General features: G+C 34.1%; 22 protein-coding genes. 6 read left to right on the forward strand and 16 right to left on the reverse strand.

What is annotated here, in order from left to right:
* Nucleotide 1 precedes the first annotated feature (1 nt).
* The 5 genes from C8C87_RS05030 to rsfS all read right to left on the reverse strand — a co-directional run bounded on the left by C8C87_RS05030 (nucleotide 2) and on the right by rsfS (nucleotide 4,572).
* Nucleotides 2-652 (reverse strand): phosphatidylserine decarboxylase family protein, encoded by a 651-nt coding sequence (locus C8C87_RS05030; RefSeq protein ID WP_121341691.1) that lies wholly within the window; start codon nucleotides 650-652, stop codon nucleotides 2-4.
* On the reverse strand, nucleotides 642-1,532 hold the full coding sequence (locus tag C8C87_RS05035; RefSeq protein ID WP_121341694.1) for a phosphatidate cytidylyltransferase: 891 nt from the start codon (nucleotides 1,530-1,532) through the stop codon (nucleotides 642-644). Before C8C87_RS05035 ends, C8C87_RS05030 begins: the two co-directional genes overlap by 11 nt.
* Before the next feature lies 1 nt (nucleotide 1,533).
* A complete protein-coding gene (locus C8C87_RS05040; RefSeq protein WP_121341697.1) occupies nucleotides 1,534-2,136 on the reverse strand; it encodes an LUD domain-containing protein in 603 nt (200 codons plus the stop codon).
* Between the two features lie 116 nt (nucleotides 2,137-2,252).
* Nucleotides 2,253-4,181, reverse strand: a complete 1,929-nt coding sequence (ftsH, locus tag C8C87_RS05045; RefSeq protein WP_099715847.1) for an ATP-dependent zinc metalloprotease FtsH — start codon at nucleotides 4,179-4,181, stop codon at nucleotides 2,253-2,255.
* Nucleotides 4,182-4,200: 19 nt separating this feature from the next.
* Entirely contained in the window at nucleotides 4,201-4,572 is a 372-nt protein-coding gene (gene rsfS, locus C8C87_RS05050) for a ribosome silencing factor (protein ID WP_039109645.1), read from the reverse strand.
* A gap of 97 nt (nucleotides 4,573-4,669) precedes the next feature.
* Here rsfS and C8C87_RS05055 point away from each other — a divergent pair, with 97 nt between their 5' ends.
* Entirely contained in the window at nucleotides 4,670-5,398 is a 729-nt protein-coding gene (locus tag C8C87_RS05055; RefSeq protein ID WP_121341699.1) for a biotin--[acetyl-CoA-carboxylase] ligase, read from the forward strand.
* A gap of 79 nt (nucleotides 5,399-5,477) precedes the next feature.
* Here C8C87_RS05055 and C8C87_RS05060 read toward each other — a convergent pair whose 3' ends face one another.
* Both C8C87_RS05060 and pyrE read right to left on the reverse strand, forming a co-directional pair.
* Nucleotides 5,478-5,870 carry an SRPBCC family protein gene (locus C8C87_RS05060; RefSeq protein WP_099715845.1) on the reverse strand — a complete coding sequence of 131 codons (393 nt, stop codon included), beginning with the start codon at nucleotides 5,868-5,870 and terminating at the stop codon, nucleotides 5,478-5,480.
* A 28-nt stretch (nucleotides 5,871-5,898) separates the two neighbouring features.
* Entirely contained in the window at nucleotides 5,899-6,546 is a 648-nt protein-coding gene (gene pyrE, locus C8C87_RS05065) for an orotate phosphoribosyltransferase (protein WP_099715844.1), read from the reverse strand.
* Nucleotides 6,547-6,553: 7 nt separating this feature from the next.
* On the opposite strand from pyrE, the gene C8C87_RS05070 reads away from it, so the two are divergent.
* Complete coding sequence (locus C8C87_RS05070; protein ID WP_099715843.1) at nucleotides 6,554-7,156, forward strand: NUDIX hydrolase; 603 nt, start codon at nucleotides 6,554-6,556, stop codon at nucleotides 7,154-7,156.
* Nucleotides 7,157-7,166: 10 nt separating this feature from the next.
* Here the strand turns inward: C8C87_RS05070 and C8C87_RS05075 are convergent, their stop codons facing one another.
* Nucleotides 7,167-8,897 (reverse strand): M14 family metallopeptidase, encoded by a 1,731-nt coding sequence (locus C8C87_RS05075; RefSeq protein ID WP_121341702.1) that lies wholly within the window; start codon nucleotides 8,895-8,897, stop codon nucleotides 7,167-7,169.
* A gap of 145 nt (nucleotides 8,898-9,042) precedes the next feature.
* Between C8C87_RS05075 and C8C87_RS05080 the strand changes: the two genes are divergently transcribed.
* Complete coding sequence (locus C8C87_RS05080) at nucleotides 9,043-10,389, forward strand: DEAD/DEAH box helicase (RefSeq protein WP_121341704.1); 1,347 nt, start codon at nucleotides 9,043-9,045, stop codon at nucleotides 10,387-10,389.
* Between the two features lie 194 nt (nucleotides 10,390-10,583).
* Here the strand turns inward: C8C87_RS05080 and C8C87_RS05085 are convergent, their stop codons facing one another.
* From C8C87_RS05085 to C8C87_RS05095, 3 genes are all read right to left on the reverse strand, one after another.
* Entirely contained in the window at nucleotides 10,584-11,162 is a 579-nt protein-coding gene (locus C8C87_RS05085) for an alkylphosphonate utilization protein (RefSeq protein WP_121341706.1), read from the reverse strand.
* A gap of 148 nt (nucleotides 11,163-11,310) precedes the next feature.
* Nucleotides 11,311-11,766, reverse strand: coding sequence for a pantetheine-phosphate adenylyltransferase (gene coaD, locus C8C87_RS05090; protein WP_039109652.1), 456 nt, complete (start codon nucleotides 11,764-11,766; stop codon nucleotides 11,311-11,313).
* 10 nt (nucleotides 11,767-11,776) lie between these two features.
* Nucleotides 11,777-12,748 (reverse strand): D-alanine--D-alanine ligase, encoded by a 972-nt coding sequence (locus C8C87_RS05095; RefSeq protein WP_121341708.1) that lies wholly within the window; start codon nucleotides 12,746-12,748, stop codon nucleotides 11,777-11,779.
* Between the two features lie 230 nt (nucleotides 12,749-12,978).
* Here C8C87_RS05095 and C8C87_RS05100 point away from each other — a divergent pair, with 230 nt between their 5' ends.
* Nucleotides 12,979-13,602, forward strand: a complete 624-nt coding sequence (locus tag C8C87_RS05100) for a PASTA domain-containing protein (RefSeq protein ID WP_099715835.1) — start codon at nucleotides 12,979-12,981, stop codon at nucleotides 13,600-13,602.
* Nucleotides 13,592-14,635 carry an RluA family pseudouridine synthase gene (locus C8C87_RS05105; protein ID WP_121341711.1) on the forward strand — a complete coding sequence of 348 codons (1,044 nt, stop codon included), beginning with the start codon at nucleotides 13,592-13,594 and terminating at the stop codon, nucleotides 14,633-14,635. Before C8C87_RS05100 ends, C8C87_RS05105 begins: the two co-directional genes overlap by 11 nt.
* 133 nt (nucleotides 14,636-14,768) lie before the next feature.
* On the opposite strand, the gene C8C87_RS05110 is transcribed toward C8C87_RS05105, so the two are convergent.
* Nucleotides 14,769-15,368 carry a hypothetical protein gene (locus C8C87_RS05110; protein ID WP_099715833.1) on the reverse strand — a complete coding sequence of 200 codons (600 nt, stop codon included), beginning with the start codon at nucleotides 15,366-15,368 and terminating at the stop codon, nucleotides 14,769-14,771.
* Nucleotides 15,369-16,100: 732 nt separating this feature from the next.
* On the opposite strand from C8C87_RS05110, the gene C8C87_RS05120 reads away from it, so the two are divergent.
* On the forward strand, nucleotides 16,101-18,569 hold the full coding sequence (locus tag C8C87_RS05120; protein ID WP_121341714.1) for a zinc-dependent metalloprotease: 2,469 nt from the start codon (nucleotides 16,101-16,103) through the stop codon (nucleotides 18,567-18,569).
* 191 nt (nucleotides 18,570-18,760) lie between these two features.
* On the opposite strand, the gene C8C87_RS05125 is transcribed toward C8C87_RS05120, so the two are convergent.
* From C8C87_RS05125 to C8C87_RS05140, 4 genes are all read right to left on the reverse strand, one after another.
* Nucleotides 18,761-19,759: a PAS domain-containing protein gene (locus C8C87_RS05125; protein WP_121341717.1), complete on the reverse strand. Its 999-nt coding sequence runs from the start codon at nucleotides 19,757-19,759 to the stop codon at nucleotides 18,761-18,763.
* A gap of 13 nt (nucleotides 19,760-19,772) precedes the next feature.
* Nucleotides 19,773-20,207, reverse strand: coding sequence for a response regulator (locus C8C87_RS05130; protein WP_121341720.1), 435 nt, complete (start codon nucleotides 20,205-20,207; stop codon nucleotides 19,773-19,775).
* Nucleotides 20,208-20,220: 13 nt separating this feature from the next.
* Nucleotides 20,221-22,923, reverse strand: a complete 2,703-nt coding sequence (locus C8C87_RS05135) for a PAS domain-containing protein (protein WP_121341723.1) — start codon at nucleotides 22,921-22,923, stop codon at nucleotides 20,221-20,223.
* A gap of 516 nt (nucleotides 22,924-23,439) precedes the next feature.
* Nucleotides 23,440-24,225 carry a transglutaminase domain-containing protein gene (locus C8C87_RS05140; protein ID WP_121341725.1) on the reverse strand — a complete coding sequence of 262 codons (786 nt, stop codon included), beginning with the start codon at nucleotides 24,223-24,225 and terminating at the stop codon, nucleotides 23,440-23,442.
* Between the last annotated feature and the right edge of the window lie 134 nt (nucleotides 24,226-24,359).

The raw sequence follows: 24,359 nt of genomic DNA on the forward strand, positions 1-24,359 counted from the left end.
CTTATTTTGTAGCAATAATAGTTTTTCCTCCGATTGCTTTTTGATTCAGTACAACATTTACTGGTGTTCCTAATGGTAAAAAGATATCTACTCTTGAACCAAATTTTATGAAACCAGCATCAGTTCCCTGAATTACTTGCATTCCTTCTTCGGCGTAATTCACAATTCTTCGTGCCAAAGCTCCAGCAATTTGACGGTATAAAATCTCACCAAATGTTTTGTTCTCGATGACAACCGTAGTTCTTTCATTTTCTTCACTGGCTTTAGGATGCCATGCTACCAAGAATTTTCCTGGATGATATTTACTGAACTTTACAATTCCACTTAATCCATAACGCGTAACATGTACGTTTATTGGGGACATAAAAATGGAGATTTGTAAACGTTTATCTTTGAAATATTCGCTTTCAAACACTTCTTCAATAACTACAACTTTCCCATCTACAGGAGCAAGAATATGATTTTCATTGATTACCACTGTTCTTTTTGGATTTCTGAAAAATTGCAGAATGATAATCAAAAGTAACAAAGTAGCTATTTGTATAGCCATTTTGATCCAGTTGGTGTCAATGAAATTATCAGACAATAAAAGGACAACAGCCGTGAAAATAGTGCCTAATAAAATAGATTGGGTTCCTTCTTTATGAAACATAGTTTAAAATTTGATAAAATAAAAATATTATTGGTGCTACAAATATAACACTATCTAGTCGATCTAGTATACCTCCATGACCAGGCATTATACTTCCGCTGTCTTTTACGCCTGCTATACGCTTAAATTTGGATTCAATTAAGTCTCCAATAGTACCTGCGATTCCAACAATAACGGCTATAGAAGTCCAAATCAGGATTGATCTGTCGCTGAATTCAGGGTTGGCCTTTATGTAATATTTAGATATTAAATAACCCGCCAAAATTGCAAAAACGATTCCGCCTAAGAACCCTTCAATTGTTTTTTTAGGAGATATTTTTTCAAATAATTTAGTTCTGCCTATAGATTTACCAACAATGTAGGCAAAGGTATCATTGGTCCAGATTAAGATAAATAATCCAATTATGATTTTTGGATTGTAATCATTTATACCAAATGAAATTTTTGTTATAAATACAAATGGGAGTATAATATATCCCAGTAAATAAAGGTATTTTGATGAAGTACTTATTTTTTGAATGTTATCATAAAATAAAAAAAGGATACATTTTATAGAGACTACTAATGCAATAACCAATAAAACGACATCTAGTTGTTGAATATTGATTGTTATTTCTAAATCCGTATTAAATATATGATTAATAGTATCAGTAGTGATTTTATTGTAATGGCTTACTAAAGTTACTATGGAATATAGAGCCGTTGCAAAAAGTATTGGAAATACTTTATGTATTTGGATTAAATTACAAAATTCATAAACTGCAATAATGAGAAATATACCAAAAAGGATAAAAAAGCTTTCAGTAGAATATAAAATAGAAGCGAGTAATAGTATAATATAAATAGCTCCTGATATACCTCGTTTTAGAGTTTCATTCATCTTAAAGATCTTCTAAAAGCAATAAATATAGATTTTTTGCTGAACTTCCGTATTGTGTGAAATCTTCTTCTTTAGCTTTCTCGAAATATTTTACTGTAGTAATATTGGTAGGATAATCTCTTTCGTATTTCTTTTTTATAGCACTAAGTCCATCGCTTTTTGCAGCAAGAATTTGACTAGTATTCGCTATAATGATAATATTGGTAGGTAATTCGTTAGGTTTGTTTTGTTTAATTTGTTTTGATGAAAAAAGGATAGAACCTTCCTCAGCAATCAAATTTTCACAACTTGCAAGAAGAAACTTAGGACTTACAGGTTTGTCGTAAGTAAGTTTGTTATCATCAAGCATTCCAAAAAGATTTGGTTCATAGCATAAAACTTCGCTTTCAAACCAATCATTTTCTTCTAATATGTTTTCAAATTGTTCTTTTACTTCTTCAGAGTTTTCGCAATACAAAAATTTACCACCATTTTTTTTAAAATTGTAGATAAATTTTTCATCTATAGAGGTTGTATTATCAGTATGGGATTTACTAAATTCACTTTCTTGATCTTCATCAGAAGCCGGATTGCTAGAACCAAAAATTTTTCTAAAAAGACTCATATTTTTGTAAAATACTATAATTTGTTATTTGAAAACGTCCAAAGATAAAAAAATCTTAATTCAAAAGTAGTTTTTGAATTAAGATTTTAAAAATAATTAAATATTTTATATGTTTTCTAAGATACTACTTCCTCAAGATTTTTATCAAATGTTCTTTTTCCGAAAATAGCTTCTAAGTCATCTTTAAAAATGACTTCTTTCTCGATTAAGATATTTGCCAGTTGATCTAGTTTATCTTTATTCTCTTCTAATATTTGAATCGCTCTTTGGTATTGACCTTCAATTAGTAATGAAATTTCTTCATCAATAACTCTGGCTGTTTCTTCTGAATAAGGCTTAGAGAAATTGTATTCGCTTTGTCCTGTTGAATCGTAATAGGTTACATTACCAATTTTTTCATTCAAACCATAAACAGTTACCATAGCTCGGGCTTGTTTTGTAACTTTTTCTAAGTCACTTAAAGCACCGGTAGAAATTCTGTTAAAAGTTACTTTTTCAGCAGCTCTTCCACCCATAGTTGCACACATTTCGTCTAGCATTTGATCAGGACGAACAATTAAACGTTCTTCTGGTAAGTACCAAGCGGCTCCTAAACTTTGTCCTCTAGGAACAATGGTTACTTTAATTAATGGAGCTGCATGTTCCAGCATCCAACTAACGGTTGCGTGTCCTGCTTCATGAATAGCAATTGCTTTCTTTTCATCAGGAGTTACAATTTTATTTTTCTTTTCAAGACCGCCTACAATTCTATCTACAGCATCAAGGAAATCTTGTTTGTCAACTGCAGTCTTGTTGTTTCTTGCGGCAATCAAAGCAGCTTCATTACATACGTTTGCAATATCAGCTCCCGAGAAACCAGGAGTTTGTTTGGCTAAAAAGTCAGTATCCAATCCTTCAATTTTTTTCAAAGGTGCAAGGTGTACTTTGAAAATTTCAGCACGTTCACGAATGTCTGGTAAGTCTACAAAAATTTGTCTGTCAAAACGACCTGCACGCATTAAGGCTTTGTCCAATACGTCAGCTCTGTTTGTCGCAGCTAAAACAATTACATTAGAATTAGTACCAAAACCGTCCATCTCTGTCAGTAATTGATTCAAAGTATTCTCACGTTCGTCATTTCCACCGGACATATTGCTTTTTCCTCTGGCTCTACCTACTGCGTCAATTTCATCAATAAATATAATCGCTGGAGATTTTTCTTTGGCTTGTTTGAATAAATCACGTACACGGGAAGCTCCCACACCTACAAACATTTCAACAAAATCAGAACCTGATAAAGAGAAAAACGGTACTTGCGCTTCACCAGCTACGGCTTTTGCCAATAAGGTTTTTCCAGTTCCTGGAGGCCCTACAAGTAAAGCTCCTTTTGGTATTTTACCACCCAGATTAGTATATTTTTCAGGATTTTTTAAGAATTCAACAATTTCTTGTATCTCTTCTTTTGCTCCTTCTAAACCAGCTACATCTTTAAAAGTAGTTTTGATATCTGTTTTTTCGTCAAAAAGTTTAGCTTTTGATTTCCCGATGTTAAAAATCTGTCCGCCACCGCCACCAGCGCCGCCACCAGACATTTTTCGCATGATGAATATCCAAACAGCTATAATAATGATGATTGGCAATAAACTGATTAAAATATCCGACCAGTTGTTTTTTGGTAAGAAGTTAAAATCTTTCAATTTACCTTCAGCAACAGCTTTTTCCAGTTTGTTTTGGAAAATCTGATCGTTCCCAATGTCAAAAGTATAATGAGGACCTTTGTTAGGTCTGTCAAAAACGTCTTTAGAAACTTTTTTGTGTGCTGCATCTTTCAATGCTGTAGCATTAAGAAAAACTTCGGCTTCTGTTTTATTGTAAACTATAACTTTCTCGATCTGGCCTTTTTCTAAATAATCGTTAAATTTAGAAGAAGTTAATTGACCTGGTTCGTTTAAACTAGAACCGCCAGTTATAAAACTTATAAACAAGAAAATTAATAATATTGCAGTGTAAATTAACCAAGGGCTTATTTTAAACTTATTCGAATTTGGATTATTATCTTTAGCCATTACTAGGAGTTATGTTTCTTTAGTATTTGTTTTCAATGGTAGTTATTTTTGCATCGCCCCATAAACTTTCGATGTTGTAGTATTCACGGATGTGTTTTTGAAATACATGAACTACAATATTTACATAATCCATTAGTACCCATTCTGCATTATCAGTTCCTTCAACATGCCAAGGCTTGTCTTTTAATTCTTTGGATACTGTTTTTTGAATGGAGTTGACTATAGCGTTAACTTGTGTATTTGAATTACCATTGCAGATGATGAAATAGTCGCAAACTGCAGTGTCTATCTCTCTTAAATCAAGAATATCAATATCATTTCCTTTTACCTCTTCTATCCCCTTAATGATGTTCGCTAATAGAACGTCATTATTTATAGTCTTTTTCGCCATGAATTATTTTTATATATAAGTTTGTAAAGTTACCATTTTTTGTGATTATTTTTGAACCTTAACACAATATTAAATTCTGTTTCACAAAAAACTGTATATGAAACTAATCAAACTCGATGCCATAGATTCTACAAACGAATTCCTTAAAGGGTTATCGAATAAACAAGAGTTAGAAAACTTTACTGTTGTAACTGCTGAGAATCAAACTAAGGGGAAAGGCCAAATGGGTGCTGTTTGGGCCTCTGAGACGAGTAAAAACTTAATAATGAGTATTTTGGTTAAGGATTTTCTGGAGGATATATGTCAGATTTTCAACCTGAATATTGCAGTTTCACTTGCTGTAATTGAAGTTTTGGAATCGTTTAAGATTCCTAATCTTAGTATAAAATGGCCTAACGACATAATGTCATACAATAAAAAAATAGGTGGCATTTTGATTGAAAACAGTATCAAAAGTGACGGAACCATTATTTCTATTGTAGGTTTAGGACTTAATGTGAACCAAACCAATTTCGAAAATTTACCAAAAGCCTCTTCTTTGGCGGTTATTTGTGATGCTAAATTTGATAAAGACGAACTTCTTTTTTCCATTTGTGACGCAATAGAAAAAAATGTGAAGCTATGCAAACACAATGCTGCCGTTTTGTGGTCAGCTTATAGTGATAAATTATATAAAAAAGGGTTGCCAATGCCTTTTTCAAATCAAATGAAACAAAATTTTATGGGGATAATTCAAGGAGTTTCTTCAGTTGGGAAACTGCAGGTTCTTCTGGAAGATGACACTATTGCTGAATTTGATATCAAAGAAATTCAAATGTTATATTAATGGCTGATTGTAACAATTAAATAAAAAACCCTTTCAGGTTTAAACTGAAAGGGTTTCCTGTATTTATTTAATGTGTTGTTTACAATTTAGTCATATTTCCGGCTAAAGTTTCGATAAATTTTCCAATTGGTCCTTTTATCATCATTGCCATCATAGGATTAAAATCACCTTCGAAATCAAGTTTTACATCACTGGAATTGTCCGAAACCGAATCTATGTTTGCTATCAATGTAAATGGAAGTTTATCACTTGCTGCTCCTAGTACAATTTTGTTTGGAGCTACTTTTTCTTTCATTTTAAGCTTAATTTCTGGCATTCCTTTCAATCCAAAAATAAAAGCATCGTCACCTATAACTTCAAATTTAGCAATGTTTTCAGGCATTAATTTTTCAAAATTTTTGACATCACTCAACAAGTCAAATAATTCTTGAGCTGATTTTTGAACACTGACTTTTGGACTTTCTAAGTTCATCTTTGTGGTATTTATTTATTAGGTTGTTTTAAACTTCAATAGTCCAAGTGGACGGACTCACATTCCATTCTCTTAAAGTTTGCTCTTCTTCCTCAGTAATATACCTTTTGGCAACAGCTAAATTTAATAAATTTTGATAATTACTCAATGTAAACAAATCGATATGTGCGTTTTTAAAGTTTTCTTCAGCAACTTCAAAACCATACGTGAATATGGCGGCCATACCTTTTACATTAGCTCCAGCTTCGCGCAAAGCTTCTACAGCAAGTAAACTGCTGCTCCCGGTGCTGATTAAATCTTCTACAACAACTACATTCTGTCCTTTTTGTAAAAAACCTTCCACTTGGTTTTGTCTTCCGTGTTTCTTTGGTTCTGGGCGAACATACACAAATGGCAATCCCAAACTTTCTGCTACTAGCATTCCAATTCCTATTGCTCCAGTGGCAACACCAGCAATAACATCTGGTTTACCAAATTGTTTCTCAATATTTTTGGAAAATTCATCCCGGACGTAATTCCTTACGGCTGGAAATGAGAGGATTAATCGGTTATCACAATAAATAGGCGATTTCCATCCAGAAGCCCATGTAAAAGGATTTCTTGGATTCAATTTAATTGCATTTATTTGCAAAAGAAATTCGGCTGTTTTTTCGGCTGTATCTTTATTAAAAATCATAGTACAAATGTATAAAGTTTTTGTTAACGACAAACCACTTTTTTTGACAAATCACATCTCTAAGGAGACGGATTTTCAATTGTTTTTATTAGAAAGTATTGACATAGAGCAACTTATAGTAAAAATCTTTCAAAATAAAATTCAAAAAGCCTACCTATATCATCCTGATGAAAGCGTTATTTTGAAGACTTTGAAAGCAAAAATCCCTGTTGCCAAAGCTGGTGGCGGTTTAGTTTACAATAAAAAAGGCGAGGTTTTGTTCATTTTCAGAAATGGAAAATGGGATTTACCAAAGGGCGGAATCGAAAAAGGGGAGGAAATTGATGCCACTGCCATGCGTGAAGTAGAGGAAGAAACTGGTGTAAATGGATTGACAATATCTCATAAACTTCAAAAAACATATCACGTTTTTAGACGTAATGGAAAATATAAACTAAAAATTACGCATTGGTTCGAAATGCAATCTGATTTTGAAGGAACCCCACAAGGGCAATTAGAAGAAGGAATTGAAAAGGTAGCTTGGATGAATCCGGAACAAATAAAAGAGGCATTGAAAAACTCTTACGAGAACATAAAATTATTATTTGAAGAAGAAAAGCTCCTGAAATAGGAGCTTTTTTTTATTTTAAAATACGATATACCGGATATTGTAAATGTGCCTTTTCATAATAAACAGAATGTTTGTAAATCCAGTCCAGTTGCGCTTCCGGATTATTGATAAAGTTTACGTCACTTTGTTTTTTCAAATCAAATTCGGCTTTTAGTTTTGAATTTTCTTTTAAAATCTGCGTAGCTGAATCTTCAAATACATAATCAGAATAGCCTTCTTTTTGCTGTAACATCGTGTCAAAAAAGTTCCAGTTGAAAAAAGAATCTATTGCTTCGGGTTCCAGTGTTTCCAATAAATATTTGATTCCTTTTTGTTGTGTTGGAATAACGTAATCTCCTTTGGCGAAAGCCACTTTCTCCATTTTAGCGGTTACCGAAGTGTTTCGGTGTAAATAATGCCCTTCATATGCTGAACTTGTTGTTTTAAAGTCGACGATTTTATAGCTTTCCACTTCAATTATAGTATCATTTTTTAGTTGGCGATACGAGATAGTATTGCTCTTTAATAATTCAATTACCGGCCAAAATCCTCTTGGAATAATATACGCTTCCGGAATGATTATCTCTTTTACGGATTTGAATTCCTTGCTGTACTGAATGTCTTTTTTGTATGGTTTTGTACGGTCATAAAACAAGCGATTTCCAGATGTTACATCACTTTTCTTATAACTGGCTTCATAGCCTAAAAACGAAAAAGGAATCGTTTTTGTACTGTCAATTTCCCATTTTATAGGGTACGATTTTTTTGGTTTATACTGCTCTTCATTTTTCAATCGTAGTTGTTTGATTTTTTGATAATTTGCATCCGTAAAATCAATTGCGGAACGCATGTATTCGTATGTTACTTTCACACGATCAGCGTATTTTTTCAGCATGTGTGTTTCCACCACAAACCCAATGGTATTGAACAATGAAGTATAGCCCGTAGCAAATCGTGGGCTTTCAAAAAATTGACCAAAACCTTTATCCGGAGTATCCTGAAAAGCATTGACATAAGGAGTAGTTTCAATGTCCTTTTCTTGTAAATCTTTGACCAAAGCAGGCATCATTTCGGTGTTTAAAAAATCCCCTAAAACAGTTCCTAATTTGTTGTGTTGGGTCATAATGTAGGTAAGTTTGTATTGGTAATCTGCGCCATTGCTAACGTGATTATCAATAAAAACATCGGTATTTATTTTATGGAAAATGTCCACAAAACTTTTGGTGTTTCGGGTATCTGACTTGATGAAATCGCGATTCAAATCGTAGTTTCTGGCATTACCCCTAAAACCATAGATTTCCGGTCCGTCCTGATTAGCTCTTGAAGTGGAGTTTCTGTTTAAAGCACCTCCAATATTATACACCGGAATACAAACGATAACGGTATTTTTTGGTACTTTTATTTTGCCCAAAGCCAAATCTCTAAACAATTGCATACTGGCATCAATTCCGTCCGGTTCTCCCGCGTGGATGCCGTTATTAAGCAGAATTACCGCTTTGTTTTTTTTGATGATTTCAAAATTAAATTGCTTTTCAGGATTAAAAACAACCATATGCAATGGTTCGCCGCTGTCTGTCAAGCCCATTTTTTGCATTTCGATAGTCGGGAAGTCATCTGCCAGAAGTTTATAATAAGCTATCGTTTCCTGGTAGGATGCAGATTGATTTCCATTTCCTTTTTCGAAAAAAGTATCGTATTTATTCGTTTTTTGTGCAAATGAGTTGATGGAGAATAATAAAAAAAGCAATGTGAAAAATCTCATATTTCGGTTTTTAAATTGAATTTCAAATGTAGCTTTTTTTCGATAGGAATAGAAATGATCGTAAGAAAAGGAAGCTCCCGATTTAAAAAAATGAAAATTTAGAATTCAAAATTCATAACTCAGAATTAAAAATTACCTTTGCAAAATGAATAAGAAACACCATTCCAACAATATACTTTTGAATTTAGGCATCGAAAGCCTGAATGAAATGCAGGAAGTAGCACAAGATACGATCCTGAATGACAATAATGTTTTATTGCTTTCGCCAACAGGTTCCGGAAAAACTTTGGCTTTTTTGTTGCCTATTTTAGAAATGTTACAACCCGAAATCCAATCGGTTCAATGTTTGATTTTGGTTCCATCACGTGAATTAGGATTGCAGATTGAGCAGGTTTGGAAAAAAATGGGAACTGATTATAAAGTAAATGTGTGCTACGGCGGACATTCCATTGATACTGAAATCAAGAACTTAAGCAATCCTCCAGCAGTTTTAGTAGGAACTCCGGGAAGAATTGCAGATCATATTGACAGAGGAACTTTTCGTGTCGATAAAATTCAAACCTTGATTTTGGATGAATTTGACAAATCATTGCAATTGGGTTTTCATGAGCAAATGTCATTTATCATTGGTAAATTAACGAAACTCAACAAACGCGTTTTAGTTTCGGCCACTTCGGATATTGAGATTCCAAGATATACAAGAGTCGTAAATCCAACTATTTTAGATTTCATTCCAGAAAACGTGTACGAAACGAATCTTTCCATGAAAATGGTTGTTTCAAAAGAAAAAGACAAAATAGGAAGTTTGTTCAACTTGATTTGTTCGTTGAAATCACAGTCGGCAATTGTTTTTTGTAACCATCGTGATGCTGCAGAACGCATCAGCGATACCTTGAACGAAAAAGGAATTTATGCCACGTATTATCATGGCGGAATGGATCAGGACGAAAGAGAACGCGCTTTAATCCAGTTCAGAAACGGAAGTGTAAGCTATCTTATCACTACTGATTTGGCTGCCCGTGGTCTTGATATCCCCGAAATGAATCACGTAATTCATTATCATTTGCCATCCAAAGAAGATGAATTTACCCATAGAAACGGACGTACAGCACGTATGTTAGCTTCTGGGACGGCGTATATTATTGCTCATGAAAGTGAGAAAAAAATGGATTATATCGATTATGGCATGCAAGCTTTGAAAGTTGAAAACTCCACTTCATTACCAAAACCACCTGAATTTCAAACTATTTACATCAGTGGCGGAAAGAAAAATAAATTGAATAAAATTGACATTGTCGGTTTCTTTTCCCAAAAAGGAAAACTGGAAAAAGGCGATTTAGGATTAATCGAAGTGAAAGATTTTATCTCGTTTGCTGCCGTGAAATTCAACAAAGTGAAAGATTTGCTTCATGCCATTAAAGACGAAAAAATGAAAGGCAAAAAATTTAAAATTGAAGTGGCCCGAAAAGTGATTAAGAAGGAAGAGGAGTAGTTTTTTAGTGTTCAGTTTAAAAATTTGTTCAGTATTCAGCTTTTAGTGAGCAGAAAAAAAACAGTATAAAATAAAAAATCGTTAACAGTAAATTTGATTTACTCTTAACGATTTTTTGCTACAATGAAGTCACTAAAATCTGAACACTTTTTTTAAACTTCTGGTGCTGACCACTAAAAACTGAACACTGATCACTATATTTTCTTAACGTATTGTGTAATGATAACAATCTGCTGACCATCTACTTTTCCTTCAATGTATTCGGCATTTTCATGGTCAAGTCTAATGTTACGCACTGCGGTTCCTTGTTTAGCCACCATACTGGAACCTTTTACTTTTAAATCTTTGATTAAAACGACTGAATCTCCGTGTTCCAAAATTACGCCGTTGCTATCGCGGTGAATTACTTTATTTTCATCGTCTTCACCTTCGCCTGTTGCTTGCGCCCAAGCTAAAGTATCCTCGTCTAAATACATTTGGTCCAATAATTCTTGAGGCCATCCCGCAGCACGCATGCGGCTTAACATTCTCCACGCAACCACTTGCACCGCGGTATGTTCGCTCCACATGCTGTCATTCAAACATCTCCAATGATTTAAATCTACGTTATCCGGATTTTCGATTTGGTCGATACACGTGCTACAAGCCATAATACTTTCATCAAGTCCATCTTTTTTGGTTGGTAAAACTTGATATACTTTTAAGTTTTCGGTTGCACCACAAAGTTCACATTTCGATCCGCTACGCTTGCTTAATTCTCTTTCTATACTCATTGTTTGATGGCTTTTATTTTTAGGCGAAATTATGGTTTATTGCCTCGTTTAACAAATTTATATTATTACTGTTTATTTGTCAAGTCGAGCGCAGTCGAGACGTATCATTTAGTCTCGACTGCGCTCGACTTGACAAAATCTCTTAAAATTATTTCACTCGCACTGCATCTGGAACCAGCATTTCATATTGCCCTCCATTGCGGATTACATCTCTCACAATGCTGGAACTGATATATGAAGTTCTTGCGGCAGTCAATAAAAAGACGGTTTCTATTTTTGATAAACGGCGATTGGTGTGTGCAATTGCTTTTTCAAATTCGAAATCGGCAGGATTGCGCAAACCACGAAGGATAAAATCGGCTTTTATCTTATGACACAAATCAATAGTTAAACCTTCATAGGTAATCACCGAAACTTTAGGCTCATTCTTAAAGGTTTCTTCAATAAAACGTTTTCTTTCTTCCAGTGAAAACATGTATTTTTTTTCGGCATTGACACCAATAGCGATTACGATTTCATCAAACAACGAAATGCTTCTTTTGATGATGTCTTCATGTCCTAATGTTATTGGGTCAAAAGAACCTGGAAATATAGCTTTTCTCATTTTTATATTTTTAGGCTAAAGCCAATTCTATCGCATTTGTAAACAAATCTTCCAATGAAATTCCGGCGGCTTTGGCTTGTTGTGGAATCAAACTTTCCGTTGTTAATCCTGGAATAGTGTTCATTTCCAACATGTGTGGTTCTCCGTTTACCAATATAAATTCGCTTCGGGAGAAACCTTTCATTTTGAGTACCTCGTAAGCACGTTTGGCTATTTCGCTCACTTTTTGGGTCATTTCATCTGAGATTCTTGCCGGTGTGATTTCTTGTGATTTACCTAAATATTTAGCTTCATAATCGAAGAAATCATTGTCAGAAACGATTTCAGTAATTGGCAAAACGATTACTTTTCCTTTGTAATTGATTACTCCGACAGAAACTTCGGTGCCGTCAAGGAAACTTTCTATGATGATTTCGTTGTCTTCTTTGTAAGCGACTTCTATGGCGATAGGCAATTCATCGATGGTTTTTACTTTGGAAATTCCAAAACTGGATCCCGCTTTATTTGGTTTTACAAAACAAGGCAGACCAACTTTAGCGACAATCTCTTCAGTATTGATAGCATCGCCTTTGTTTAAGTAATAGGAAGTGGCGGTTTTTATGCCGTATGGTTTTAAAACGGATAATAAATCACGTTTGTTGAACGTTAATGCCGCTTGGTAATAATCGCAGGAAGTTTGCGCAATATGCAATAATTCGAAATACGCCTGCATCAATCCGTCTTCGCCGGGAGTTCCGTGAATGGCATTGAAAACACAGTCAAAAGTGATTTTATTACCATCAACAGTTACTGAAAAATCATTTTTATCGATAGGAAATTCAGTGTCATTAGCATCAACATAGACCCATTTTTCTTTGAAAATATGGATTCGGAATCCGTTGTATTTCGTTTTGTCCAGAAATTGATATACGACGTTTCCACTTATAAGTGAGATTTTATACTCGCTGGAATATCCGCCCATGATGATGGCAATGTTTTTCATTTTGTATCGTTTTGTTCTTAGTTGTTCGAATAAATAATTAAGGTGTTTTTAGCACTAGATTCTAGCCCCGATAGTCCCGAATCTTCGGGAGAAATCCTTTTTATCAGCCTTTTTGGCGGATAAAAAGATTATAACGAATAGCGGGAAATAGCTTCAAAAAGCATTAAACAAAATTATCATTTTTTTTGAAACGAAATAGCTTTATCTTTGCCACATATAAAAATAAATTTATGAGTTTACGTAAGTATCTTACAAGCCGCGTCTTTTTAGTACAAGTATTAATTGCTCTTGCCATTATTGCCGCTTTGGGCTATTTGTTTATGCATTGGTTGACTTTTACAACAGATCATGGTCATGAAATTGCAGTTCCGAATTTGAGTAAATTGACTGAAGAGCAAGTGGAAGAAAAGCTGGATGAGTTGGATTTAGATTATGTGCTTTTGGATAGTGTGGATTATAGAAGTGATTTTCCGCAATTCAGTGTGGTTGAGCAAGATCCGACGCCAGGTACGAAGGTAAAAGTTGGTAGAAAAATATACATCAAAATAAATACTTCGGGATTTTCATCTGTGCGAATTCCTGATTTGATAGAAAAAACATATCGTGAAGCAGTGCCAACCTTGAAAGCATTAGGTCTTGAGGAAGGAACGGTTACGTATGTTCCAAATCTTGGAAAAGATATGGTATTGGAAATGCGTTTCAAAGGAAGAAACCTGAAAGTAGGGGACAGAGTCTTGAAATCATCTAAAATTGATTTGGTTTTAGGAGACGGAAAAATGAGTTATGAAGAAGAAGAAAGTGCTGCGGATACTCTGGTTGCACCAATAGAAGAAACACCAGTTGATGAACAATAATATAGATACAATAGATTTAGAAGACGAGTTATTTGAACATTTCAGGTTTGAAGTTCCTAAAGGCCAAACGTCTTTGCGAATTGATAAATACTTGATGAGCCTGATTCAAAATGCAACTCGCAATAAAATACAAACCGCTGCTACCGAAGGGAATATTTTTGTAAACGACGCTACGGTAAAGTCGAATTACAAGGTCAAAGCCAATGATGTGGTTCGGGTTATGTTATCTCATCCTCCTTTTGAAAATAGGGTAGATCCCGAAGATATTCCGTTAGATATTGTCTATGAAGATGCTACGCTTTTATTGATTAATAAACCGCCAGGATTGGTGGTGCATCCCGGTCACGGGAATTATACGGGAACATTAGTGAATGCGTTGGCTTTTCATTTTGAGAATTTACCCATGAACAGCAGTGAACGTCCCGGATTAGTGCATCGAATTGATAAAGACACTTCGGGTTTATTGGTAATTGCCAAAACCGAAGCGGCTATGACGCATCTTGCCAAGCAATTTGAAGCCAAAACTTCTGAAAGAGAGTATGTGGCTTTGGTTTGGGGAAATGTAGCCGAAGAGAAAGGGACCATTGAAGGAAACTTAGCAAGACACTTGAAAGATCGCATGCAAATGGCGGTTTTTGCTGATCCGGAAATAGGGAAACCTGCCGTGACGCATTATAAAGTTTTGGAGCGTTTTGGATACGTAACGTTGATTTCGTGCCAATTGGAAACTGGAAGAACGCACCAGATTCGTGCGCACTTGAAACACATAGGTCATCCGCTTTTTAATGACGAGCGTTATGGCGGTCATTTGATTTTGAAAGGAACTACATTTACGAAATACAAACAGTTTATTGACAACTGTTTCAAAGCTTTGCCAAGACAGGCTTTGCATGCCAAAACATTAGGTTTTGTGCATCCTACGACCAAAGAGATGATGCGTTTTGATACGGAACTTCCACAGGATTTTCAGGATTGTATTGAGAAATGGAGAGGCTATTCAAAATCCCATGGCACTGATCAAGAAGAAGAATAAAAATATGAAAAGCCCCGGATTGGGGCTTTTTTTGTGGGTTTATGTTTGTTTTGCTTATTGTTGTGGGCGTAAAGTCAGAGACATTTGCGTAGCGTATAGAAGGAAATACTTTGCGGATTAGGGCGAGATTTTTTTATTGAATTATTATTGTATTGACAATTTTTTTAAACAATTCTGTGTTATTGTCTTCTTCGGTATCCATTAATGTAACTTGATAAAATTGATCCTTTACTGGAATGGCATATACTATAATTTTGACTTTCGCACTTCCTCCTTTACCAGTTAGTGTGTAAATACAAGAGGCAGTTAAACATTTTTTACCATCGACTACGCTCTCATTAGGTTCACTTGTATATTTAAAATCAGGGAATACTTTTTTTATTCCAATTAAACTTTCTTCAATACTTTTTCTAAAATCTGCAAAATTTTTATGAGGATTACTTCTTAAGTTAACTTTAATAGTTGGTATAATTCCAACTGTTGTTTCGATTGGATATTTGAAAAAACTAACAACTTCAATTGTTCCTTTATTTTGCTCTAATAATTTAATGAGAACTTTATCATCTAATTTTACGTTGCTTTTTAAATTTTCAATAGTTTGCCCTTCTTTTGCTTTTATCCATTTGCTTGGTTGTTCAATACTAAATCCAATACTTTCATTTTTGAAAACATTCTGACTAAAACTAATATTTGTTACAAATACTAAAACCAAAAAATTTAATTTTTTCATCATTTTTATTATGTTATTTTTTTTAAAATATCGCCTAACGTTCTCTCGCTACAAGCAGTTTGGGATTAAATTAAGCCTATTACCAAAATACGTTATAGAAGCTGCCGTGTTGAGTATTTTCAGTAACTCCAAATAGCTAGCGTAAGTGTAATAAGAAAATACGAAAGCACCAATGCAAAAAAACATTTCCAGTCTTTAAAAACATCTACAGACGAATTATTACAAATCCGATTAACAATGGTTATAACAATCAAATTTAAAAATGTAAACACAAAAAAATATGCAGGAATCAACATTCCCATATAGATTTTGTAATTTGCCACGTATAAAAAGCTCAATATCCCTAACGGAATCGAAATGTAATTCACCCATTTTAGTATTTTGAGGAAGTTGTTCATGTTTTTCAATTTGTGGGGTTATAAAGCGGTTGCTGCTAAATTTTCATATGTCTGACACTGTTAGACATATACACCCAAAATTTGGTAACTATATCTGATAACCGTCAGTATTCATTTCTCAAATATAATCAAATTATTCTCACAAATATATCTGTTTCTTAAAACTAAATCCGTCCTGTAAAATCATTTCAGGGAAAACATTACTACTAATTCCAGTATGAAATGTACAACAAGAAATAGAACGGTTGTTAATTAAAAGTTAAACCAATGAATACTATTCAATTTACTGGCACTAAAATTTATTTTTGATATTGATTAACCATTAAAAAACCACTAAATGAAGAAACTTTTCATTTTAACCGCAATCGCTGCAGCGATGATTGTGCCCACCACGCAATTTGCACAGTCCAAAAAGAAAAAAGATAAAAATGCCGCTGTCGTTCCTCCTCCCGAAAAGAAACCGGAAACCACTATCAAGGAATACAGCAAGGTAATTACTAAAGATGCAGTTTCTGATCAAGGATTGTTTACGGTGCACAAAGTAGATAAAAAATATTTCTTCGAAATCCCTAATAAATACTTGGATAAAGACATGCTTTTGGTAAGTCGGTTATCTAAATTGCCTTCTAATTTAGGTGGCGGATATGTAAATGCTGGCTCCGAAACCAATGAGCAATTGATAGTTTGGCAGCGTTTTCAGGATAAAATCCTTATCAAGTTAAAATCATTCAGTGCGGTTGCCAATGACAGTTTGCCTATCAGCATTTCGGTGAAATCCAATAATTATGAGCCTACATTATTTGCTTTTGATATCGTGGCATTCAGCAAAGATTCTGCAAATACGGTGATTGATGTGACTAAATTTTATGGCACTGATGTGAGAGCCATCAGCGGTTTATCAGCAGAAATGAGAGAAACCTACAAAGTAAAAGGAATGGATGATTCCCGCAGTTTTATCAATACGATGAAAAGTTTTCCGATGAATATTGAAGTGATTCAGGATTTCACCTATAACGCTTCTAAACCGCCTGTTCAGGAAGATTCAGAAACGATTAGCATCCAAATGAATCAGTCGATGATTTTATTGCCTGAAAAACCAATGCAACCTCGATTAGCTGATCCACGTGTGGGATGGTTTACGATGAATCAAATCGATTACGGAAGCAACGAATTGAAATCAGACAGCAAAACTTATATCCGTCGTTGGAAATTGGAGCCTAAAGATCCAGTCGCTTACGCAAAAGGCGAACTGGTAGAACCAATAAAACCTATTGTGTATTATTTAGATCCTGCTACGCCTGAAAAATTGCGCAAGTACATCAAACAAGGAATTGAAGATTGGCAAAAGCCTTTTGAAACTGCTGGTTTTAAAAATGCAATTATCGCCAAAGACGCACCAACGAAAGAACAAGATCCTGATTTTAGCCCGGAAGACATCCGTTATTCCGTAATTCGTTATGTGGCGAGTACGACTCGTAATGCCGTTGGGCCCAGCGTTTCTGATCCCAGAACGGGAGAAATTATCGAGAGTGATGTAATTTGGTACCACAACCATTTGCGTTCGTACAGAAATCGCTATTTGTTAGAAACTGGAGCTGCAAATCCTACAGCAAGAACATTAAATACAAGTGATGAAGAAATGGGTGAAATGATGCGTATGGTTATCGCTCACGAAGTAGGTCATGCTCTTGGTTTTCCTCATAATATGGGTGCAAGTTGCGCTTATGACACTGAAAATTATAGAAATGGTGATTTTACACAGAAAAACGGAATCGCAGCCAGTTTGATGGATTATGCCCGTTTTAATTACATCGCACAACCTGGAGATAAAAACGTTCGTTTTATACGCCAAATGGGACCTTACGATCATTATGCGACTAATTGGGGATACAGAGTTATCCCAAATGCGACTTCACCAGAGGTTGAAGTGCCTACATTAGACAAATGGATTATGGAAAAAGCTGGAAATCCTATTTATAAATTCGGGAAACAAAGCAGTAGTTTTGACCCGTCTTCACAAACGGAAGATATTGGAAATAATTCAATGAAAGCGGGTACTTACGGACTTAAAAACTTGCAATATGTAGCGGCACATTTACCAGAATGGACGAGTGATGTGACTAACAATTACGAGGATTTAGATGAGTTGTACAAAGAGATGATGGATGTATGGAGCAGGTATGTAGGGCATGTGGTGACCAATGTTGGAGGTGTTTATGAAGCTACTAAAAAACCAAACCAAAAAGGTAGTATTTATGATATTGTGCCAAAAGCAAAGCAACAAGAAGCGATGCAATGGTTGCAGGCCAATGCTTTTGCATCTCCAACATGGTTGGTAAATGTGAGCACATTAAAAAATATTGATTACTCCGGTTACACAGAGCGTTTTAGAAATTTACAAGCCAGACATTTGAATAGTGTAATGAGTTTTGAGCGCATTGGCCGATTGATGGATGCCGAAATAATGGGTACTGCTAATTATAAAGCGTTGGATTTATTGGGTGATATGCGAAGAGGAATTTGGAAAGAAGCCGGTTTGGGTTCGAATGTGACTATTTACAGAAGAAATTTACAGCGCGCTTATATAGAAAGAATGAGTTACCTGATGAAAGAAGAAATTAAATCAGGTCGTCCTTCTGACTATTATAATGTGGCGCAATCCGATGTGAGAGGATTGGTTAGAGGTGAATTGACAACTTTAAAATCTACTTTATCAGTTGCTAAAACCAAAGCAGTAAATGCAGAAACGAAATACCATTATGAAGATGCGATTAAAAGAATCGACTTGATATTAAATCCGAAATAATACTATTTTAGTATCCTAATTATAGTTAAGATGCTTTAGAGCGGAGAAATATTTACGAAATGCATAAAGGTACTTTTGCGGAGTTGGGTTTGAATGAAGAAGAAATTGAAATAGTAAAGACCCATATTTCCTGCCAGCTAAGTAAAATGTTGGCTGGCATTTGCTTATTTGTCATTTTTTGTAAATCCTTATTATTTTTGGATTTTATTTTCTGCTTGATCTTTTGAGTTTTGAATAAAATGATTTAGCTCATGAGTAAATTCTTCCAGATTAATAGCGGAAAGTTTTATAAATTCAACTATTTTTTTTAATTCAGTTGGATCAGCTATTGATTCATCAAGTGTATCTGATAGACCCAGAATATTTGCAATAGGTACTCTTACTCTATGCGAAGTCATAAAAAGCATTTCTTTGAGCTGGATTATGTTATTTTTTAGGTTTGTAATATCAGCGACCGCTCCTATCATTCTGAAGGGTTTTCCATTTTGATCGCGGAGTAAATAACCCCTATCTGTAAAATAATAAACTTTTCCTTTATTATCCAAAAAGCGATATTCGCTGGACCAAAAAATTTCTTTGCTTTCAAAAAAAGCGGTAAGACTTTTCGTAACACTGGCGTGGTCATCAGGATGAATGGAATTTGTCCAGCTTGCGAGGTCTAACCATTCCTTCTCTTTTTTAATCCCCAATAAATTGTAGTAGGCGTCATTTCTCCAAATGGCGCCATCGTTTATCTTCCATTCATAAATGATATCATTGGAAGCACAGGTGGCGAGACTGAAACGTTGGTTTGCTTCTCTATTTTCTTTCTTTTCTTCGGCCTCTTTCAGTGAGCGGGTTATTTTCGGGGGCAGCGTAAATAATCGGTCCTTTATAGTATAATCGGTAACGCCATTTTTAATGAGTTCTACTGCATTTTCTTCCCCAATAGCGCCAGAAACAATAATAAACGGAATAGAGGGACACTTTTTTTTCTTAATAAGGAAAGCGGTTGCTCCATCAAATGAAGGAAGGTGATAATCGGATAATATTATATCGGGTTTAAAGTTATCAAGCGCATTTTCATACGCTTTACGAGTTTCAACAATTTCTGCAGTAAAAATAAATCCAGATTTCTTTAGTTCACGTTGAAGTAAATCGGCATCATTTTTATTATCTTCAAGAATTAATATTTTTAATGGAGTGTTCATATTTATAGTAGTTTTATTGTGGTGATTGGTTTAAAATCATCCAGTACAATCCCAAATTACTTACCGCTTTAACGAAATGTTCAAACTCCACGGGCTTCACGACATAACTGTTAACGCCCAAGTTATAGCATTCCTGGATATCTGGATCCTCTTTAGAAGAGGTGAGCATAACAACGGGAATTCTTTTTGTACGCTCGTCTGATTTTATTCTCCTCAATACTTCAATACCGTTTACTTTCGGCATTTTCAAGTCCAATACAATTACATTTGGTAAGTCACTCATTTCTCGCTCTAAATATTTGCCTTGTGCAAAGATAAAGTCTAGTGCTTCCGCTCCATCTTTAAGATGGATTAACTCGTTTGCAAGATTATTTTTTTTCAGCGCGCGAATGGTTAATTCGGCATCGTTAATATTGTCCTCGACTAAAAGAATTTGTAAGCTGTTCATGTTGTTTCAGTTTTTATAATGAAAAATAAAATGTTGCTCCATTGTCTACTATTCCTTCTGCCCAAACTTTTCCTCCAAGTTTGGTGATAATCCGTTGAACAATTGCCAGACCCACTCCTGTTCCTTCAAACTCTTCATCTGTGTGCAAGCGCTGGAATACACCAAACAATTTGTCGGAATATTGCATGTCGAAACCTACACCATTATCGTTTACTGAAAATATAATTTCACCGTTCTGATCTTCTGAAGAAATTGTTACTATAGGATTTTCTCCCTTTGAAGAGTATTTAATCGCATTCGAAACAAGATTGAACATTACCTGGTGTAGTAAATTATAATCCGCTTTCACATTGTGTAGACTAGTAGTATTGATTTTGGCCTTGTATACTATTGATTTATTTGTTTCATTGATTACACTTTTGATTAATTGATTCATATCGACTTCTGTTTTCTGCATCTCTTTTCTTCCCAGACGTGAAAAAGCTAGTAGGTCGTCTATGAGCGTACCCATTTTTGTGGCATTGGACGTTATTGTTGTAAGGATGCGCATTCCTTCCTGATCTAACCTTTGTCCATAATCTTCGTTGAGTATTTGAGCATAACCATTGATAGCGCGGAGTGGAGCACGTAAGTCATGAGAAATCGAATACGAAAATGACTCTAATTCTTTATTTATTTCAATTAGTTTTTCTTCGGCATTTTTTATTTCTGTTATATCCTGAATAGTTCCAAAAAAACGTGTGGGATTATTATTTTCATCAAAATCCATATTACTTTGAGAAAAGGCATGAATGATTGTTCCGTCTTTTCTTTTTATCCGGTAATCATATGTGTTTCCTTTCAAGGTGGTGAAAACTTCATTTACTTTCTCTTTTACAAAAGCCAAATCATTTGGGTGAATACAAGAAAAATAGGTGTCGGGTGAAGGTATTGTTGTATTTTGGTCAAGACCCAAAATTTTAAAAGCTTCGTCAGACCATGCATCTGTATTGGTAACTAAATTACTATCCCAATTACCCATTTTGGCCAACGCCTGTGCTTCTTTTAGTTTTGCCGTAATAAATTCCAATTCATGTTCTGAATTTTTGCGATCTGTAATGTCAATAACTATTCCCATCATTTTGGTTAATTCTCCTTCTTCATTCTTATACGCTAGGCCTTCCGCTGAAATCCAACGAATGGTATTATCGTTTACTCTTTTAATGCGGCATTCCAGACTGAACTTGCCATGCGAATATGCTTCTTCGAATCGCTTCTCAACATAATCCCTATCTTCAGGAATTACATGTTTTATAAAAATGTCATAGCCCCATTCCGGTAAAAGATTTTCATAACCGAAAATTTGGTCATGTAATAAGGAACGCCAAGCGGTGTCTTTGACTAAATTTAAATCCCAAGCTCCAATATGGGCGGAATCTAAAACTACTCTGAATTTTTCTTCGCTTTCTGCTAATTGCAGAATATAATTTTCCAATTCTTTATTTGCTACTAACAGCTGCTCTTCCGTTTTTTTTCGGTTGGTGATGTCGCGGGCAACACAATAAAGTTTTTGAGTTACAGGGTTTGGGGTTGCATTCCAGTCGAGATATATATAGCTGCCGTCTTTTTTGCGGTAGCGATTTACAAAATTTATTACCAATGCACCCAGTTTCAATTTTTCATATTCCTGAACTGCAACGGGAATATCATAGGGATGTATTAATTCAATAAACGGTGTCTCGCAAAATTCTTTTTCAGTGTATCCTAATGTCTCAGTAAAGTTGGCATTAATGAACTCAAAATAACCCTCCATGTTAGCAATACCGCAAAGGTCATGGTTGATGTTAAAGAAATGTCTGTATTCGTTTAATTGTTCTTCGGCTTCTTTTCGTTTCTTGTCAATTGATAAAAGAGTTCCGGAAATCCCAAAAACCACAACCACAAATATTAAAATAGTAATAAATGTGAAAAGTGCTACTCCAAATTCAGTACTATAGTAACCTGCTTGCTGTCCTATCAATCTCAACCAACCCAAAATAAGAGGGGTGAAAATGATAAACGGTAATAACTTTCTTGTGGTAATCCCTGCTATACCATCGTTTGTAAAAATATACATAATGCCTTTTTCAGAATTTGAAAATAACATTCCAACGGACAGGAAGATAAATGCTATTGATGTATGAATAGCCATTTTAGTGAAACTTACTATTCCTCCCTGAAAATCATTTACGGCGTAGGCATATCCGATTAATGTTAATAGTGCGAGAACAAATACTAAGAGACTGAGTAATTGAAACATTTGAAAGGCTTTGTTTTTGTAAAGGAGTAATAAAGATATTCCTGATAAAACAAAACTAATAGCAGTTATAGGTGCCATTCGTCCCGGATGAGATGTTGCTATGGCTGCAGTTTCTTCTTTAAATAAGAACTCATCTATTCCATAATTAATTTCAAAGAGGTATTCATTAAAAGTCAGCAGTCCTATAAGAATCATTATGGAAGGAAAAATAATCGAACCTATTTTTTTAAAACTACTTAGTCTTTCTTCATTTAAAATCCATAAAGTGAATCCACTAAATATAAAACATAAAGCGGTGTTTACTTTCATAGAAACAACACTTGGAATAACACTCTTTAATACAGAAATATTCAATAGCCATCCTATTAATACTATAATCCCCAAGGAGGATATCGCGATTGCTAGAATTTTTGATATTAAGCGATACTGTTTATTCATTTTACTTCCTTTTTTTATTATAAAGAATATAAATTGTGTTTTGTGATGAAGCTTATATTATTTTATATCTTGCCATTTATTTAAACATATTGAGTAAATACGATAGAATTATTTTTATGTAAGGCTATTTTTTTAAAATCGATTTATTCATTTAACTATTACTTTTGATAGATTGATTCTAATTGTTTTTAATTACTACCAATATGTTTATTGTAAACTGCATATTTTACATATTTTGTTTGTATGCTAACGATCGTAATACTGGAAATAGAAATTGTCTCTGTTAAATAACTTTTACAATATTGTTTGCCATCCTAGAAATGGCCGCATTTTCAAGGATTAAATATCTAAATGTTAGTTATTTGTATTGCCAATTTAAGAAAATATTTATCTAAAAGTACAAAAAAAATATTTTTTTTAACTTTATTTTAACTCGAAAAACTTTACAATTTTAAACAAAATAAAGAAAGGGGTCATTCTAAATGCAATCAAAATTTATCTTTTGGAAATTTATTCCTATTTTGGAAACTCAAAAAAATAACTTTTTCCAATAAGAAACAGTAAGCCATGAATGAAAGGACCTGGCATGAATTTTAGTGTATTTAGATAAGAATCATAGGTTTTATTGTGATAATTTGTAATCACAAAAGGAGAAGAATTAGATGTAAGATATAAATTGGTTATCCTTTTATTGTCCATCATATTTTTTTCGTTAAAACTGGAAAAGTAAATTTCTTGGTTTTCATTTTTTAAATGGATAAGATCAAAAACAGAGAGCGGAACGGTTTTATTTGTGGAATAAAAAAGTATTGATTTAGAAACATCAATTAAAATCCATTTTTTTAATTCCTTGGAATAGATTTCATTAAAAGCATGTCCACCTTTAATACATGGGTCGTCTGACGCTATTTTTAATCCCCATTCTTTTACTTTTAAATCGTTTATGACACAGAAGTTATTATAGACTTGAGAAAAATCACTGCAAACGCCACCTTCGCCATTTATCATTTTTCTTAAGGTTGAATCTGAGGATTTACCTAATCCGGGACCACCTTTTATATAGTTTCTCAACCAAACGGCTATTTGTTTTGCTTTATCAAGATCGCTTATTGCAGTTTCATTCTTCCCAAAAATTAACGGATTTAGTTCAAAATAAATTTCGGGAATTTCAGTAGTCTTGTTTAAGTTATTGTAACAAAAACTTTCAATCCTATCAAAAGTGACTTTTTTGGAAAGTAAACTAAACCGTATTTTGTACAATAAGGGATGTCTTCGGAAATACCAGATTAAAGATCTACTCATTTTTCAATAATTTATCATGTTAGTAAACAATTAAAATAAAGAAATGCCATTTACAAACAGTTTGTATTTAATAGTTTGTAAATCAAGTAGGTAGTATCAAATATAAGAAAAATAATAATTCAAAAGCATAAAAA

The sequence above is a fragment of the Flavobacterium sp. 120 genome (assembly GCF_003633605.1).
In the GTDB taxonomy this organism is placed as follows: Bacteria; Bacteroidota; Bacteroidia; order Flavobacteriales; family Flavobacteriaceae; genus Flavobacterium; species Flavobacterium algoritolerans.

Excerpts from the sequence above, each read along its gene's own strand:
- C8C87_RS05030 (WP_121341691.1), bottom strand. The coding sequence starts at position 652 with ATGTTTCATAAAGAAGGAACCCAATCTATTTTATTAGGCACTATTTTC.
- C8C87_RS05035 (WP_121341694.1), bottom strand. The coding sequence starts at position 1,532 with ATGAATGAAACTCTAAAACGAGGTATATCAGGAGCTATTTATATTATA.
- C8C87_RS05040 (WP_121341697.1), bottom strand. The coding sequence starts at position 2,136 with ATGAGTCTTTTTAGAAAAATTTTTGGTTCTAGCAATCCGGCTTCTGAT.
- ftsH (WP_099715847.1), bottom strand. The coding sequence starts at position 4,181 with ATGGCTAAAGATAATAATCCAAATTCGAATAAGTTTAAAATAAGCCCT.
- rsfS (WP_039109645.1), bottom strand. The coding sequence starts at position 4,572 with ATGGCGAAAAAGACTATAAATAATGACGTTCTATTAGCGAACATCATT.
- C8C87_RS05055 (WP_121341699.1), top strand. The coding sequence starts at position 4,670 with ATGAAACTAATCAAACTCGATGCCATAGATTCTACAAACGAATTCCTT.
- C8C87_RS05060 (WP_099715845.1), bottom strand. The coding sequence starts at position 5,870 with ATGAACTTAGAAAGTCCAAAAGTCAGTGTTCAAAAATCAGCTCAAGAA.
- pyrE (WP_099715844.1), bottom strand. The coding sequence starts at position 6,546 with ATGATTTTTAATAAAGATACAGCCGAAAAAACAGCCGAATTTCTTTTG.
- C8C87_RS05070 (WP_099715843.1), top strand. The coding sequence starts at position 6,554 with ATGTATAAAGTTTTTGTTAACGACAAACCACTTTTTTTGACAAATCAC.
- C8C87_RS05075 (WP_121341702.1), bottom strand. The coding sequence starts at position 8,897 with ATGAGATTTTTCACATTGCTTTTTTTATTATTCTCCATCAACTCATTT.
- C8C87_RS05080 (WP_121341704.1), top strand. The coding sequence starts at position 9,043 with ATGAATAAGAAACACCATTCCAACAATATACTTTTGAATTTAGGCATC.
- C8C87_RS05085 (WP_121341706.1), bottom strand. The coding sequence starts at position 11,162 with ATGAGTATAGAAAGAGAATTAAGCAAGCGTAGCGGATCGAAATGTGAA.
- coaD (WP_039109652.1), bottom strand. The coding sequence starts at position 11,766 with ATGAGAAAAGCTATATTTCCAGGTTCTTTTGACCCAATAACATTAGGA.
- C8C87_RS05095 (WP_121341708.1), bottom strand. The coding sequence starts at position 12,748 with ATGAAAAACATTGCCATCATCATGGGCGGATATTCCAGCGAGTATAAA.
- C8C87_RS05100 (WP_099715835.1), top strand. The coding sequence starts at position 12,979 with ATGAGTTTACGTAAGTATCTTACAAGCCGCGTCTTTTTAGTACAAGTA.
- C8C87_RS05105 (WP_121341711.1), top strand. The coding sequence starts at position 13,592 with ATGAACAATAATATAGATACAATAGATTTAGAAGACGAGTTATTTGAA.
- C8C87_RS05110 (WP_099715833.1), bottom strand. The coding sequence starts at position 15,368 with ATGATGAAAAAATTAAATTTTTTGGTTTTAGTATTTGTAACAAATATT.
- C8C87_RS05120 (WP_121341714.1), top strand. The coding sequence starts at position 16,101 with ATGAAGAAACTTTTCATTTTAACCGCAATCGCTGCAGCGATGATTGTG.
- C8C87_RS05125 (WP_121341717.1), bottom strand. The coding sequence starts at position 19,759 with ATGAACACTCCATTAAAAATATTAATTCTTGAAGATAATAAAAATGAT.
- C8C87_RS05130 (WP_121341720.1), bottom strand. The coding sequence starts at position 20,207 with ATGAACAGCTTACAAATTCTTTTAGTCGAGGACAATATTAACGATGCC.
- C8C87_RS05135 (WP_121341723.1), bottom strand. The coding sequence starts at position 22,923 with ATGAATAAACAGTATCGCTTAATATCAAAAATTCTAGCAATCGCGATA.
- C8C87_RS05140 (WP_121341725.1), bottom strand. The coding sequence starts at position 24,225 with ATGAGTAGATCTTTAATCTGGTATTTCCGAAGACATCCCTTATTGTAC.